Annotated in this window: 12 protein-coding genes, 1 pseudogene and 1 riboswitch; of the genes and pseudogenes, 10 read left to right on the top strand and 3 right to left on the bottom strand. The window is 66.2% G+C overall.

Annotation, left to right across the window (positions count from 1 at the left end):
- Positions 1-85: 85 nt before the first annotated feature.
- The 7 genes and pseudogenes from ACVWYP_RS29400 to ACVWYP_RS29370 all read left to right on the top strand — a co-directional run bounded on the left by ACVWYP_RS29400 (position 86) and on the right by ACVWYP_RS29370 (position 8,723).
- A complete protein-coding gene (locus tag ACVWYP_RS29400) occupies positions 86-946 on the top strand; it encodes a MaoC/PaaZ C-terminal domain-containing protein (RefSeq protein WP_304495773.1) in 861 nt (286 codons plus the stop codon).
- Between the two features lie 187 nt (positions 947-1,133).
- Positions 1,134-2,012 carry an SDR family oxidoreductase gene (locus ACVWYP_RS29395; RefSeq protein WP_304495772.1) on the top strand — a complete coding sequence of 293 codons (879 nt, stop codon included), beginning with the start codon at positions 1,134-1,136 and terminating at the stop codon, positions 2,010-2,012.
- Between the two features lie 130 nt (positions 2,013-2,142).
- Positions 2,143-3,099, top strand: a complete 957-nt coding sequence (locus ACVWYP_RS29390) for a dihydrodipicolinate synthase family protein (RefSeq protein WP_018272087.1) — start codon at positions 2,143-2,145, stop codon at positions 3,097-3,099.
- A 2-nt stretch (positions 3,100-3,101) separates the two neighbouring features.
- A complete protein-coding gene (locus tag ACVWYP_RS29385) occupies positions 3,102-3,902 on the top strand; it encodes an NUDIX hydrolase (RefSeq protein WP_304495771.1) in 801 nt (266 codons plus the stop codon).
- Positions 3,903-4,183: 281 nt separating this feature from the next.
- Positions 4,184-4,831, top strand: a pseudogene (locus ACVWYP_RS29380) (DMT family transporter); the annotation flags it as partial.
- 98 nt (positions 4,832-4,929) lie between these two features.
- Positions 4,930-5,898 carry a Bug family tripartite tricarboxylate transporter substrate binding protein gene (locus tag ACVWYP_RS29375; protein WP_304495770.1) on the top strand — a complete coding sequence of 323 codons (969 nt, stop codon included), beginning with the start codon at positions 4,930-4,932 and terminating at the stop codon, positions 5,896-5,898.
- Between the two features lie 143 nt (positions 5,899-6,041).
- On the top strand, positions 6,042-8,723 hold the full coding sequence (locus ACVWYP_RS29370; RefSeq protein ID WP_304495769.1) for a PAS domain S-box protein: 2,682 nt from the start codon (positions 6,042-6,044) through the stop codon (positions 8,721-8,723).
- Positions 8,724-8,826: 103 nt separating this feature from the next.
- Here ACVWYP_RS29370 and ACVWYP_RS29365 read toward each other — a convergent pair whose 3' ends face one another.
- Complete coding sequence (locus ACVWYP_RS29365; protein ID WP_304495768.1) at positions 8,827-9,177, bottom strand: GrlR family regulatory protein; 351 nt, start codon at positions 9,175-9,177, stop codon at positions 8,827-8,829.
- 237 nt (positions 9,178-9,414) lie between these two features.
- Here ACVWYP_RS29365 and ACVWYP_RS29360 point away from each other — a divergent pair, with 237 nt between their 5' ends.
- Positions 9,415-9,846 (top strand): hypothetical protein, encoded by a 432-nt coding sequence (locus ACVWYP_RS29360; protein WP_240537240.1) that lies wholly within the window; start codon positions 9,415-9,417, stop codon positions 9,844-9,846.
- A gap of 15 nt (positions 9,847-9,861) precedes the next feature.
- Here ACVWYP_RS29360 and ACVWYP_RS29355 read toward each other — a convergent pair whose 3' ends face one another.
- Entirely contained in the window at positions 9,862-10,245 is a 384-nt protein-coding gene (locus ACVWYP_RS29355) for a VOC family protein (protein WP_026192879.1), read from the bottom strand.
- A 261-nt stretch (positions 10,246-10,506) separates the two neighbouring features.
- On the opposite strand from ACVWYP_RS29355, the gene ACVWYP_RS29350 reads away from it, so the two are divergent.
- Entirely contained in the window at positions 10,507-11,145 is a 639-nt protein-coding gene (locus ACVWYP_RS29350) for a hypothetical protein (protein WP_304495767.1), read from the top strand.
- 214 nt (positions 11,146-11,359) lie between these two features.
- A complete protein-coding gene (locus ACVWYP_RS29345; protein WP_028339252.1) occupies positions 11,360-11,884 on the top strand; it encodes a hypothetical protein in 525 nt (174 codons plus the stop codon).
- A 121-nt stretch (positions 11,885-12,005) separates the two neighbouring features.
- Here ACVWYP_RS29345 and ACVWYP_RS29340 read toward each other — a convergent pair whose 3' ends face one another.
- Positions 12,006-12,416, bottom strand: a complete 411-nt coding sequence (locus ACVWYP_RS29340) for a hypothetical protein (RefSeq protein WP_304495766.1) — start codon at positions 12,414-12,416, stop codon at positions 12,006-12,008.
- Positions 12,417-12,633: 217 nt separating this feature from the next.
- Positions 12,634-12,713, top strand: a riboswitch (ZMP/ZTP riboswitch).
- Positions 12,714-12,728 lie beyond the last annotated feature (15 nt).

The following is a 12,728-nucleotide window of genomic DNA, read 5'->3' as shown; positions in this document are numbered from 1 at the left end:
ATGCCGGTGCAGCCCTCTCCCGCAAGGGGAGAGGGCGCAATAACGCGCAACGGCGAAGAAAGAACAGTTCGGGGAGAAAACAACAATGCCGATCGTGTACGAACAGCTGATGGCCCTGAAGAATCTCGGCCAGAAATACAGCTACACCGACCGCGACGTGATGCTCTACGCCTATGGCATCGGCTTGGGTGCCGATCCGATGGACGAGAACGAGCTCGCCTTCGTCAATGAGGGCGTGCTGACGCCGCGCCCGCTCAAGGTGGTGCCGACGTTTGCCTCGGTCGCGGCCTGGGGCGCCGGTCCCGGCGAGATGAACCTCAACCGCGTGATGGTGGTCGACGGCGAGCGCGACATCACCTTCCACAAGCCATTCGCTACCGCGGCGCACATCACGGCCGACTCGACCGTGCTCGACGTGTTCGACAAGGGCAAGGACAAGGGCGCGGTGATCCGCCACCAGACCGTGCTGAAGGACGAGAAGGGCGAGAAGCTCGCCACGCTGGTCGCCTCGCGCTTCGCCCGCGGCGATGGCGGCTTCGGCGGCCCGTCCGACGGCCAACCCGAGCCGCACAAGGTACCGGAGCGCGCGCCGGACAAGATCGTCGATATCACGACGCGGCCCGACCAGGCGCTGGTCTATCGGCTGTGCGGCGACCGCAACCCGCTGCACTCCGATCCGGAGTTCGCCAAGAAGGCCGGCTTCCCGCGGCCGATCCTGCACGGCATGTGCACCTACGGCATCACCTGCCGCGGCGTGCTGCAGACCTATGCCGACTATGATCCGTCCGCCTTCAAGCAGCACGTGGCGCGGTTCTCATCGCCGGTGTTCCCCGGTGAGACCGTGACCATGGAGCTGTGGAAGGACGGCCATGTGGTGTCGTTCGAGGCCAAGGTGAAATCGCGCGGCGTCACCGTGATCAAGAGCGGCAAGACGGTGCTGGCTTAAGCGGCGAGGGTGATGCACTCCCTCGCCCCGCTCTTGCGGGGAGAGGGTTGGGGTGAGGGGCTCTCTCACCGCAACGGTGGTCTGCGGACAGACCTGTACCCCCTCACCCGGATCGCAAGGGCGATCCGACCTCTCCCCGCAGGCGGGGAGAGGTGAAGAAGAAAGAAACAAAACGGAGAAAACAACCATGGGATTACTCGACGGCAAGGTGGCGCTGATCACGGGCGCCGGCGGCGGACTTGGTGAAGCCTATGCGAAGCTGTTCGCGCGCGAGGGCGCGGCCGTGGTGGTCAACGATCTCGGCGGCCCGCGCGACGGCTCGGGTTCGGACAAGTCGATGGCCGACAAGGTGGTCGACGCGATCAAGGCCGAGGGCGGCCGTGCAGTCGCCAACGGCGCCGACATCTCGACCTTGGCCGGCGGCCAGTCGGTGTTCGACGACGCCATCAAGCATTTCGGCCGCGCCGACATCCTGGTCAACAACGCAGGCATCCTGCTCGACGAGACCTTCCACAAGGCCAAGGAAGCGAGCTGGGACAAGGTGATGAAGGTGCACCTGAAGGGCACCTTCTGCTGCACCCAGCCGGTGTTCAAATGGATGCGCGACAATGGCGGCGGCGTCATCGTCAACACGTCCTCGACCTCGGGCCTGATCGGCAATTTCGGCCAGACCAATTACGGCGCCGCCAAGGGCGGCATCTGGGGCCTGTCCAACGTGCTGGCGATCGAGGGCCGCAAGTACAACATCCGGATCTGGACCCTGGCGCCGGGCGCGCTGACCCGCATGACCGCGGACCTGCCGCGCTACAAGGAGAACCCGGGTGCGGCGCTCGGCCCGGACGGCATCGCGCCGGCCGTGCTCTACATGGTCAGCGACCTGTCGGGCGACCAGACCGGCAAGGTCCTCGGCGTCTCGGGCCCGCGCGGGGTCCGGGAGATGAGGATGATGGAAATGGAGGGCTGGAAGCCGCCATTTACCGGCTGGAAGGCCGAGGACATCGTCACCCACGCCAAGGATATCTTCTTCTCCGAAGAGCAGATCAAGATGGGCGCGCGGCGGTTCTGATGTATACCGTCATTCCGGGGCACGCGAAGCGTGAACCCCAATGCGCAATTGCGCATTGTGGAATCTCGAGGTTCCGGGTCTGGTGCTGGCGCACCATCCCGGAACGACGGACCAGAGGATAGATGCCCAAATGACCAAACTCACCGCCCAGGCCGCAGGAACCTTTGCGATCGCGCCGACCCCGTTCCACGATGACGGCCGCATCGATGAGGCGTCGATCGACCGGCTGACCGATTTCTACACCGATGTCGGCTGCGACGGCGTCACCGTGCTCGGCATCCTGGGCGAGGCGCCGAAGCTCGACGCCGCGGAGGCGGAGCAGGTCGCGCTGCGCTTCGTCAAGCGCGCCAAGAAGCTGCAGGTCATCGTCGGCGTCTCGGCGCCCGGCTTTGCCACGATGCGCTCGCTGGCGAAGAAGTCGATGGATGCGGGCGCCGCCGGCGTCATGATCGCGCCGCCGCCGCACCTGCGCACCGACGACCAGATCATCGGCTACTTCAAGCAGGCTCAGGAAGCGATCGGCGACGATATTCCCTGGGTGCTGCAGGACTATCCGCTGACGCTGACCGTCGTGTTCACGCCGGCGGTGATCCGCAAGATCGTGATGGATTCGCCGTCCTGCGTGATGCTCAAGCACGAGGACTGGCCGGGCCTGGAGAAGATCTCGACCTTGCGCAACTTCCAGAAGGACGGCTCGCTGCGGCCGTTATCGATCCTGGTCGGCAATGGCGGCCTGTTCCTCGATTTCGAGATGGAGCGCGGCGCCGACGGCGCGATGACGGGCTATGCCTTCCCCGAACTGCTGATCGACGTGGTCAATCTGTCCAAGGCGGGAAAGCGCGATGCGGCGCATGATCTGTTCGACGCGCATCTGCCGCTGATCCGCTACGAGCAGCAGCCCGGCGTCGGCCTCACCGTGCGCAAATACGTGCTGCAGAAGCGCGGCATCATCTCCTCCAGCGCGCAGCGCAAGCCCGGAGCTGTCATCACGCCGCAGGCAAGGGCGGAGGTCGACTATCTCTTGTCCCGTGTGGCGCGCGTCGACCGCCGCGCCAATCTGCAACCGCAATCCAGTGCAGCAGGCTAATCATGACCGAGATCGTTGCCCCGCGTCTTGCTTCGACCGTGCTGCTGCTGCGTGACGGCACGGCGTCACGTGAAATCGAAGTCTTCATGATGGTCCGCCATCACCAGATCGAGTTCAACTCGGGTGCGCTGGTGTTTCCGGGCGGCAGCGTCGACAAGAACGACAAGGAGATCGCGGCCGATCCCGCGCTCTATTCCGGCGGGGAAGGGCTCGACGGCGACGCGCTCGGCTTCCGGATCGCGGCGATCCGCGAGACCTTCGAGGAGAGCGGCATCCTGCTGGCGCGGCCGCAGGGGTCGAAGGACCTGGTCGATGCGAAGCGTGCGAACGAGATCGCGACCGCGCATCGCGCGGCGTTGAACGAAGGCAAGATCAGCTTCCTCAAGGTGCTGACCGACAACGGCATGGTGCTCGCGCTCGACGCGCTCGTGCCGTATGCGCACTGGATCACGCCGGAGGGCATGCCGAAGCGCTTCGACACCTGGTTCTTCCTCGCCGCCGCGCCGCCGGAGCAGCTCGGCGCCCATGACGGCAAGGAATCGACCGACTCGATCTGGGTGTCGACGCGCGAGGCGCTGGAGGGCGGCGAGACCGGCCGCTTCAAGCTGCCGTTCCCGACCACGCGCAACCTGATCCGGCTCGGCAAGCAGCCGAATGTCGGCGCCGCGCTCGCCGACAGCAAGGGCAAGGCGATCGTCGCCGTGATGCCCGTGATGACCAAGACCGCCACCGGCCGCCAGCTCCGCATCCCCAAGGAAGCGGGCTACGACGGCGAGGTGTTCGACGTCGGGGCGCTGGGGTAAGCGTTATCCTGAGAGACGGCGAGTGCATGATTTGCAGGCGGCGCAACATACTCGATGTCGTCCCGGCGAAAGCCGGGACCCATAACCACCGATCTTCATTGTTGTGCGACGCTGTGGCCGCACCTTCTTCCAACAACACAACCCTGTGGTAATGGGTCCCGGCTTTCGCCGGGACGACGGTGGGAAGGAAAGTCGCTTCTCCACATTTCGGCTTATATCGAAATATCATCGCCGCCGCCGATGTAGATTCCTCTCAACCATCGAGACGGAATCCCCAGCCCATGACGACCACCACCCCCCGCCAGCCCAACATGGGCTTCGAGCTCGCCTTGCTGCTCGCGCTCGCCACCCTGTGGGGCGGCTCCTATACCTTCATCAAGCTCGGCGTCGAAACCATCCCGCCGATCACGCTGATCGCGGCGCGCACCGCGATCGCGGGGCTCTTGCTGCTCGTCATCATGCGGATGCGCGGTGTGACGATGCCGACCGATCGCGCGACCTGGCGCCGCTTCATCTTCCAGGCCTGCCTCAACAGCGTGATCCCGTGGACGTTGATCGCCTGGGGCGAACGCCTCGTCGATGCCGGGCTCGCCACCATCCTCAATTCGGCCTCGCCGATCTTCACCTTCCTGTTCACCGCCGCGGTCACCCGCCACGAGGCCGCGAGCCCGCGCAAGCTGTTCGGGGTGATGTCAGGCATGGCCGGCATCTGCCTGATCGTCGGCGTCGATGCGTTCCGCGATCTCGGGCAGGGGATCGTGGCCGAGGTCGCGATCGTCGCCGCCACCATCTGCTACGCCTGTGCTGCGATCTTCAGCCGCGGCTTCAAGGGGCTCGATCCGATGGCGCCGGCGGCGGGCTCGCTGCTCGCGGGCGCCGCGATCCTCGTTCCGCTCAGCCTTGTCGTCGAGTGGCCCTGGACGCTCGCCACCGCCTGAAGTTTCGCCCGCTGAAACCGGCGCCTTGCTGCCGTCAGGCAATCCCTGCATGCTGCCCGCAAAGAAATCACAGGGCGGGAAACGGGACGATGTTGCGACGGATCAGCCTCATTGCCGGTGCGTGCATGGCGTTGCTGGCGATGGCAGGCACGGTGCGCGCGCAGGACTTCCCGAGCCGGCCGATCCGCATCGTCATTCCCTATGCGCCGGGCAGCGTCGCCGACGTGTTCGCGCGCATCATGGCGCAGGACATGCAGGAGCAGTGGAAGGGGACGATCGTCGTCGAGGCCAAGTCCGGCGCCAACGGCTCGATCGCGGCCGAGGAGGTCGCACGCGCCGCGCCCGATGGCTACACATGGCTATTGGCGACCTTCTTCACCGCAAGCCCGGCACTGAACACGCAGCTGCGCTGGGATCCGGTCAGGGACTTCGTGCCGGTCGGGCAGATCTGTCTCGCCCCGAACTTCTTCATCGTGCCGACCTCGTTGCCGGTGAAGACCGTCGCCGACTATGTCGCGCTGGCCAAGGCCAAGCCGGGCACGCTGAACTACAGCCATCCCGGCAAGGGCTCGACCGGCCATCTCGGCTTCGAGCTGTTCAAGCGGCTCGCCGGGATCGACGTCACCGCGATCGGCTATCGCGGCTATCCGCAGATGGTGCCCGATATCGCGAGCGGGCTGATCACCTCGAGCTTCCTGTCGGCCAACCAGGCGCTGGCCCAGGTGCAGTCCGGGAGCATTAGAATCATCGGCGCGATCAGCGACGGCCGCTCGAAATACTTTCCCGACGTGCCGACCATGGCCGAGCAGGGCTTTGCCGAGGCGCAGGTGACGCCGTGGTTCGGCTTCGTGGTGCCGGCGGGCACGCCGCAGCCGGTGGTCGAACGCATCAGCGCGGCGCTGGAAACCGCGCTGGCCTCCGCCGAGGTGCGCAAGAAGCTGGATGTCGCCGGTTGCGACGCCCGGAGCGCGCCGCTGAAGCGCTTTGCCGACATCATCGCGGCCGACGTCGCCCTCTGGGGCCGGGTGGTCAAGGAGGCCGGCATCCCGCCGGACTGAGCCCGCCGCCGGCCCGTGCCGGAAGCGGTCAGCTGCGGGAGGGGTGATACAGATCACACCGGCCGGCCCGGCCCTTCAGCATGTTTCCCCAAAACCCGTAATTTCCCGTATATTGGAGCCCATTGGACCCCGGCCTTGATGACATGACCGCTGAATTGACGCCGAATTCGCAAGCGCCGCGTGCGTTCTCCCTCTCCATTGGCCAGCTCACGTTCGGCAGCTTCCTGCTGGTCCTGGCTGTGATCATCATCACATCCACCGCCAGCGTGATCGCGATCCGTCACATCGATACGACCTTCGCCGAGCTGCAGCGGCTGCAGAGCGTCGGCGACATCGCCGAGGATATCGACCGCCGCATGAACGAGCTGCGGCTCGCGGCGCGCGATTTCGTCACCGAGCCGGGCAGCCAGTCGGTCCAGGTCGCGGAGGCGGCCCAGTCGCTGAGCGAGATCCTGAAAAAGACCCGCATCAAGCTGGCGCCCGAGCAGCAGGACATGATCGACGGCGTCACCCAGCGTCTGGCGACCTATCGCAACGGCATCGAGCGCATCTCGGCGCTGCTCAGTCGCCGAGCCGAGCTGGTCGCCGGGCTGCCGCCGCTGCGCGACGCCTTCGACAAGGCGGTCGCCGCGAGCAACGATGCGGCGCTGGCCAATGCGCTGTCGCAATCCCAGAGCCGGATTGCCACCGCGCTGCTGGCGCACAACACGTCCGCCGCCGAGCAGGCCGCGCAGAGCATGCGGGCGATGACCATCTCCGATCCCGCGCTGCGCGGCGCCGTCGACAATTATGCCGAGGCGATCATCGCGGTCTCGGTGCGCGAGGGCCAGATCGCCGACATCGACAAGGAGGTGCTCGGCGCCGAAGGCCGGCTGATCCAGAAGGTCACCGAGCTGCTCCGCGAGCTCAGCTCTCGCCGCGGCCACGTGCTGTCGCGCGATTTTGCCCGGACGCTGGCTGAAGCAAAATGGCAGAGCATCGTGCTCGGCACGGCGGGCGTGCTGATCGGCCTGTTCGCGTCGGTGCTGGTGGTTCGCCGCACCGTCCGCCCGCTCGCCAGGATCGCGGGCTCGATCCGCAAGGTCGCGGGCGGCGAGAAGAGCGCGTTCATTCCCGGCGCCGACCTCGACAACGAGATCGGCGACATCGCACGCGCTGCCGAAGTGTTCCGCCAGACCCTGGTCGACGCCGACAGCGCGCGCGAGGCGGCGCTGCGTGCGCTCGCCGAGCAGCGGCTCGCCGAGGAGAGCTACCACAAGCTGTTCGAGGCGTCGGTCGAGGGCATCTACGTCACGACGCCGGGCGGCGCGCTGCTCAACGCCAATCCGGCGCTGGCGCGGATGATGGGCTATGGAACGCCGCAGGATCTGATCAAGGGCATCGACGACATCGCCACCACCGTCTATGTCGATCCGGCGGCGCGCGAGCAGTACCAGCAGCTGATGCAGCGCGATGGCGTGGTGCGCGACTACGAGTATCAGGTGCGCGCGAGCGACGGCACGGTGCTGTGGCTGTCCGATTCGGCGACCGTCGTCCGCAACGACGAGGGCGAGGTGGTCCGCTACGAGGGCACGGTGCGCGACATCACCGACCAGAAGCGCGCCGAAGACGCGATCGCCGAAGGCCGGCGGCTGCTGCAGATGGTCATCGACACGGTGCCCGCCGTCATCAACGTCAAGGACCGCGACCTGCGCTACGTGCTGATGAACCGCTACATGGCGGGGATCTTCGGCATCGAGCCGCAGGACGCGATCGGCCAGACCACCGGCGATTTGATGTCGCGCTACGGCGCGGCCAAGACCGATGAGAACGACAAGCGCGTCCTGTCGGCCCGCCGCGAGCTCGGCTTCTATGAAGAGGAGTACAAGGACGTCGCCGGCAACATGCGGCAGTGGCTGGTCAACAAGCTGCCGATCCTCGACGCGCAGGGCGACATCGAGAACATCGTCACGGTCGCGCTCGACATCGGCGAGCGCAAGCGCTCCGAGCAGGAGATGCGCAAGGCGCGGGATTCCGCGGAGGCCGCGCTGCGCAATCTGCGGGAAACCCAGAATTCGCTGATCGAGGCCGAAAAGCTCGCCGCGCTCGGCCGCCTGGTGGCCGGCGTCGCCCATGAGGTCAACAATCCCGTCGGGATCAGCCTGACGGTGGCGTCCGCGCTGGAGCGCAAGACCGCGAATTTCGCCACCCAGGTCGATCGCGGCGACCTGCGCCGCTCCAGCCTGAACGACTTCCTGAACACGGCGCGCGATGCCTCCTCGCAACTCGTCGCCAATCTCAACCGCGCCGCGGAGCTGATCCAGTCGTTCAAGCAGGTCGCCGCCGACCGCAACTATTCCGACCAGCGCACCTTCGACCTCGGCGATCTCACCGAGCAGGTGGTGATGAGCTTGCGGCCCGGCCTGCGCAAGCACAACCTGACGCTCAACATCGATTGCGAGCCGAACCTGATCATGAACTCCTATCCGGGACCGTATGGCCAGGTGCTGACCAATCTGTTCCTCAACGCGGTCGCGCATGCGTTCCCGGACGGTAAGGCCGGCGAGGTCGAGATCCAGGTCCACGCCGCCGGAGGCGACAATGTCGAGGTGATCTTCGCCGACAATGGTTGCGGCATGAGCCTCGACGTGCGCCGCCGCGCCTTCGATCCGTTCTTCACGACGCGCCGCGATCAGGGCGGCACCGGGCTCGGCCTGCACATCGTCTACAGCATCGTCACCACGCGGCTCGGCGGCCGGCTCTCGCTGGATTCCGCACCGGGCAACGGCACCCGCATCCAGATGATCCTGCCGCGCGTCGCGCCACTGGAGCAGGCCGCGGAGTAGGCACGAAGCGTAGTGGCCAACCACGTGTTCGCGCTCGATCCGTCATCCCCGCGCAAAGGCTTCGCCTTTGCCCGGGGATGACGGGTCTGATGGTTTCACACCGCTAATTGATATCCGCGAGCTTGTGCAGCGTGGCGCCGAAGATCAGGCTCGCCTTGCCGACCAGTGCGGTCCCACTCATGGTGCCGCGGCTGTCGGTGAAGGTGCCGGAAACGCCGATGCCGACGGGCGCAGGCCCGCCGAACAGCGGGTTGTCGGTGTCGCGCGGTGTCGTGTGGCGTTGCACAAGGACCTCGCCCTTGAAGGCGTCGCCCTTCACCGTGTAGCTGCCGGTGTAGTAGAGATAGGCGTCGCCGCCCAGAATCTGGCCGTCGCGGAAGAGAATGACGCCGCTGCCCTTACCGACGCGACCGTCCAGCAGGGTGACGTGAATTGAGTAAAGTCCGTTCTTCATGACGTCCCGATTGCTGGCCGCCGCGCCCACGGCAAGCCAGTTGGTTTTTTATGCCAAAGCGAGCAACCTCGTGCAATGCGGCAGGTTGATTCCCGGGTGTCCTGCGTTCGGGTGACACCCTCGGTTCCTGCCAGGCAGTGTGACGGCGCGATGACAGCGGACCGTACGCGCGAATCAAAGTGGCCCGCGAAATGCATAGCTCTGGTTGCACTGGCCGGTGAGTGCTGGAGCAAACACATGTCTGACTGGATTGAATCCGGTGGCCATTGGGCACGCCCTCGCAGGCTCAATGGAACTTCGGCCCGTCATGCGGGCCACGTCATCGTATTCCTCGGGTTGATAACGCTGGTGCTGGTCGCGGCCGTGCGAATCGCGCAGGCGCGCGATCCCGACGGCCGCTACGCCAATTCGCCGCTGAAGGAATGGTTCGACGGCCTGCGCAGCGGCAAAGGGCCGTGCTGTTCGGATGCCGACGGCACAGCGGTCAGCGATGTCGACTGGGAATCCAAGGACGGGCACTATCGTGTCCGCCTCGACGGGGCCTGGATCGATGTCCCCGACGAGGCCGTGGTCACCGAGCCCAACCGGGTCGGTCGCGCCATGGTCTGGCCGATTCCGAGCTACATGGGCGTGACGATCCGCTGCTTCATGCCAGGCAGCATGACTTAGCGCCGCACGCGTGGCTCACACGTATTTCTGGTCGCGCTCGAGCAATTCGATCGAGATGCCCTGCGGGCCGCGGATGAAGCAGATCCGCACGCCGGGACGGATCGTGGTCGGCTCCTTGGTGAATTCGACGCCCTTGGCCTTGATCTCGGCCGCGACCGCGTCGATGTCCTTCACCGTGAGCCCGAAGTGATCGAGCCCCTGATAGGGCGTCACCGGCGCGGCGTTGACGCCGTCGCCCTGGGTCACCTCCGCAATGAACACCTTGGCGCCGCCGAGCTGGACGTCGATGCGGCCGGGGCCGCGGATGATCTCGCCGCCGAGAATGTCGCGCAGCCAGGTCGCGGTGGCCTCGGGATCGGGACTGCGCAGGTGGACGTGGTCCCAGGTGACGACAGGCATTGCGATCTCCTTGTTGTTCTCGCGCCGCTTCGGCGCGCGGCACTCGCTCTCGGGCGGCGCGAACTTAGCGAGCGCCCGACCGTGAGGCCATCCCTCCGTGCTGCGGGCCGCAAGATTGTCGTCCCGGAATGAAACCATTGCGGCCGTCAGCGATTGTCTTCGCGTGGCCGCTCGACCTGCGGCCGCCCCGGAAGCCGCGCGGTGCGGCTTCCTCTCTGTGTGGGGGCGGCCCGATCAGGTCGCCAGGGTGAGGGCACGACGATGCGGATCGGCTTGGCGTCGTTTCGGAGGTTGGCCGCCGGACGTCTCGGTGAGGGCGGCTTCTACGCCAGCCTGCTGCTGCCGCTGATTGCGCTCAGTGGGATTGCCGCCTGGTTCATGCTCCCCGAGCCGAGCGACGCCGGAGACCAGGATGTCTGGCCGGTGTCGTCCAGCATCGTCCGCACCGCGCAGAACGCCTCGACCGGCGCGCAACCCGCCCAAATCACAAATCAGGCCGCGCGGGATGCGCTGGCCGCACCGGCGGACGAGCCGACCACCGTCGGCGTGGCCACCGCCCCACAGGGGGCAGAGGAGGCCAGGCCGTCCGGGCCTGGCGCCGAAAGGTCGCCGCTGGACAAGCTGCGGATCGCCTCGCAATCGTGGCGGCGGGGCGGGCTGGGTTCGAAGGCGCTCGTCACCCTGACGCTGCGCAATGCAAATGATTTCGCCGTCAAGGATATCGAGATCGCCTGCGCCTTCATCCGTCGGGACGGTCGGCCGCTGACCGAGCGCAAGCGGCTGATCTCCGACACGATCGCCATGAAAAGCCGCAAGACCTATTCGCGGATGTTGGTCGGGTTCGTCAATGTTAACGCAAACAAGGCGAAATGTTCGGTCGTGACGGCGAGCCGCCTTTAATTCCCGGCATCCCGAAAAAGTGACCGCGAATTGACTTGCCGGGTGAACCGTAACGGCCGGATAGGAACTAACTAATAAACCAGCCGTTAGCGAACGACCCGGGAGCGCGGACCGCGTCCGGGTGATCATGCGCAGACGATGAGATCGCCCGCGCGATGACTGATGTCGTCGCGCCGAGATGAACCGCGCCCGCTGCGCGGGGGGAGCTACCAAAATGCCTGTGGCGCGTTATTTCCTGTTCGTTGGTGGAGTGCTGCTCGCGCTGCTCTTCGTCGTCAATTCCATCGTGCCGCAGGAGGCCGTGGTCGCCGGTCAGAACCAGGGCCTGTCGTCGCCGGGCGTCGACAAGACCATGGTGCGCATCAAGTCGACCCAGAAATTGCCCGAGCGGGTGGTCTACGACACCAATTTGCCGACCATTGTTCCGGCGCAGGTCAACGCGGTCGCCGCGGCCGTCCCGTCGGCTTCGGGTGACGCGTCGGCGCAAGCCCGTGTCCGCAATACGTTCGCCCAGTTCATTCCGCCGGAGAAGGCTGACGCGCAGAAGGTCGCGGCCGAGGCAAAGCCGGCCGAGCAGCCGGCGCAGGCCCAGCCTCAGGCGCCGAAGAAGCGCAAGGTCGCGCGCTACCATGCCCATCCCCAGCAGCCGATGCGGCTGGCGCAGCCCGGCATGTATCAGCCCTACCGCGTCGCGCAGCAGCAGCGCATGGGCTTCTTCGGCGGCTTCGGCACCTGGTAAGAAAGGACCGCCCGCAGCCGGCAATCAATCCGCCGCCGCAAACACTTGCGGCGGCTTTTTCATGTCCGCGATCAGGCGGGTGGCCGGATCCGGGACGGCGTCCGAGCGCCGCTCGCTACCTTTAGCGCGGCAGGCGCGGAATCTTGTCCGCGAAGCCGTTGTAGCAGGTCAGCCGCTCGTCCTCTTCCTTCACGAAGCGGCAATCGTTGACGCCCTTGGCCGGGGTGGCCTTCGGCTTCGGCTGCGGCTTGAAGATCTCGTCGTAGCAGATCAGCCGTTCCTTGGTGGCGTCGTCGATGTCCTGACAGGCCTGAAGCTTCTGGGCGACCGATTGCGGCTTGCCGGGCGTGGCAGGCTTCTCGCCCTTCTTGGCGGCCGACTTCTTGCCGACCTGGACCAGCGGCTTGTCGCCGACCATCGGCTGCGAGGTCGCCGCCGCCGGCTTGTCTGCGTCGGCGGGGGCCGGCGTGGTTCCCTGGGCAAGCGCGGCAGCCGGGCAGAAGAGCGCCAGCGCGAGGATGATATGTCTCATGTCGAAAATGTCCGAAATGGCGTGATGACCGGAAGGATGGCGCCGGGGATCGGAAAAGCCCGGCAAGCGCCGAGACTTAACGCAAGTCTTGCCCGAATCCTACCCCCAGAGGCGATCCGCCCGGCACCGATCCACCGGCAAAAGTGAGGGCAATTCGTCGCCGTTCGACCCGCGGGAGAGCGTGAATTGCCTTTGCCTGGCGGGGCGGCTATGACGACGCCATCTGCGCGACTGGCGCTTGGATGGACCACCATCGGGGAGCGCAGAGATTGAACGCCGCGCGCCTGGGCACCGCTTCGAAACGGAGGTGCC

Source organism: Bradyrhizobium sp. USDA 3262, from assembly GCF_054060035.1.
The sequence above is the reverse complement of the archived record's forward strand: the minus strand, read 5'-3'. Positions and strand labels throughout refer to the sequence as shown.

Bases quoted from the DNA above. Each gene is read 5' to 3' on its own strand.
- ACVWYP_RS29400 (WP_304495773.1), top strand. From the start codon at position 86: ATGCCGATCGTGTACGAACAGCTGATGGCCCTGAAGAATCTCGGCCAG.
- ACVWYP_RS29370 (WP_304495769.1), top strand. From the start codon at position 6,042: ATGACCGCTGAATTGACGCCGAATTCGCAAGCGCCGCGTGCGTTCTCC.
- ACVWYP_RS29355 (WP_026192879.1), bottom strand. From the start codon at position 10,245: ATGCCTGTCGTCACCTGGGACCACGTCCACCTGCGCAGTCCCGATCCC.
- ACVWYP_RS29340 (WP_304495766.1), bottom strand. From the start codon at position 12,416: ATGAGACATATCATCCTCGCGCTGGCGCTCTTCTGCCCGGCTGCCGCG.
- ACVWYP_RS29345 (WP_028339252.1), top strand. From the start codon at position 11,360: ATGCCTGTGGCGCGTTATTTCCTGTTCGTTGGTGGAGTGCTGCTCGCG.
- ACVWYP_RS29350 (WP_304495767.1), top strand. From the start codon at position 10,507: ATGCGGATCGGCTTGGCGTCGTTTCGGAGGTTGGCCGCCGGACGTCTC.
- ACVWYP_RS29395 (WP_304495772.1), top strand. From the start codon at position 1,134: ATGGGATTACTCGACGGCAAGGTGGCGCTGATCACGGGCGCCGGCGGC.
- ACVWYP_RS29385 (WP_304495771.1), top strand. From the start codon at position 3,102: ATGACCGAGATCGTTGCCCCGCGTCTTGCTTCGACCGTGCTGCTGCTG.
- ACVWYP_RS29390 (WP_018272087.1), top strand. From the start codon at position 2,143: ATGACCAAACTCACCGCCCAGGCCGCAGGAACCTTTGCGATCGCGCCG.
- ACVWYP_RS29365 (WP_304495768.1), bottom strand. From the start codon at position 9,177: ATGAAGAACGGACTTTACTCAATTCACGTCACCCTGCTGGACGGTCGC.
- ACVWYP_RS29360 (WP_240537240.1), top strand. From the start codon at position 9,415: ATGTCTGACTGGATTGAATCCGGTGGCCATTGGGCACGCCCTCGCAGG.
- ACVWYP_RS29375 (WP_304495770.1), top strand. From the start codon at position 4,930: ATGTTGCGACGGATCAGCCTCATTGCCGGTGCGTGCATGGCGTTGCTG.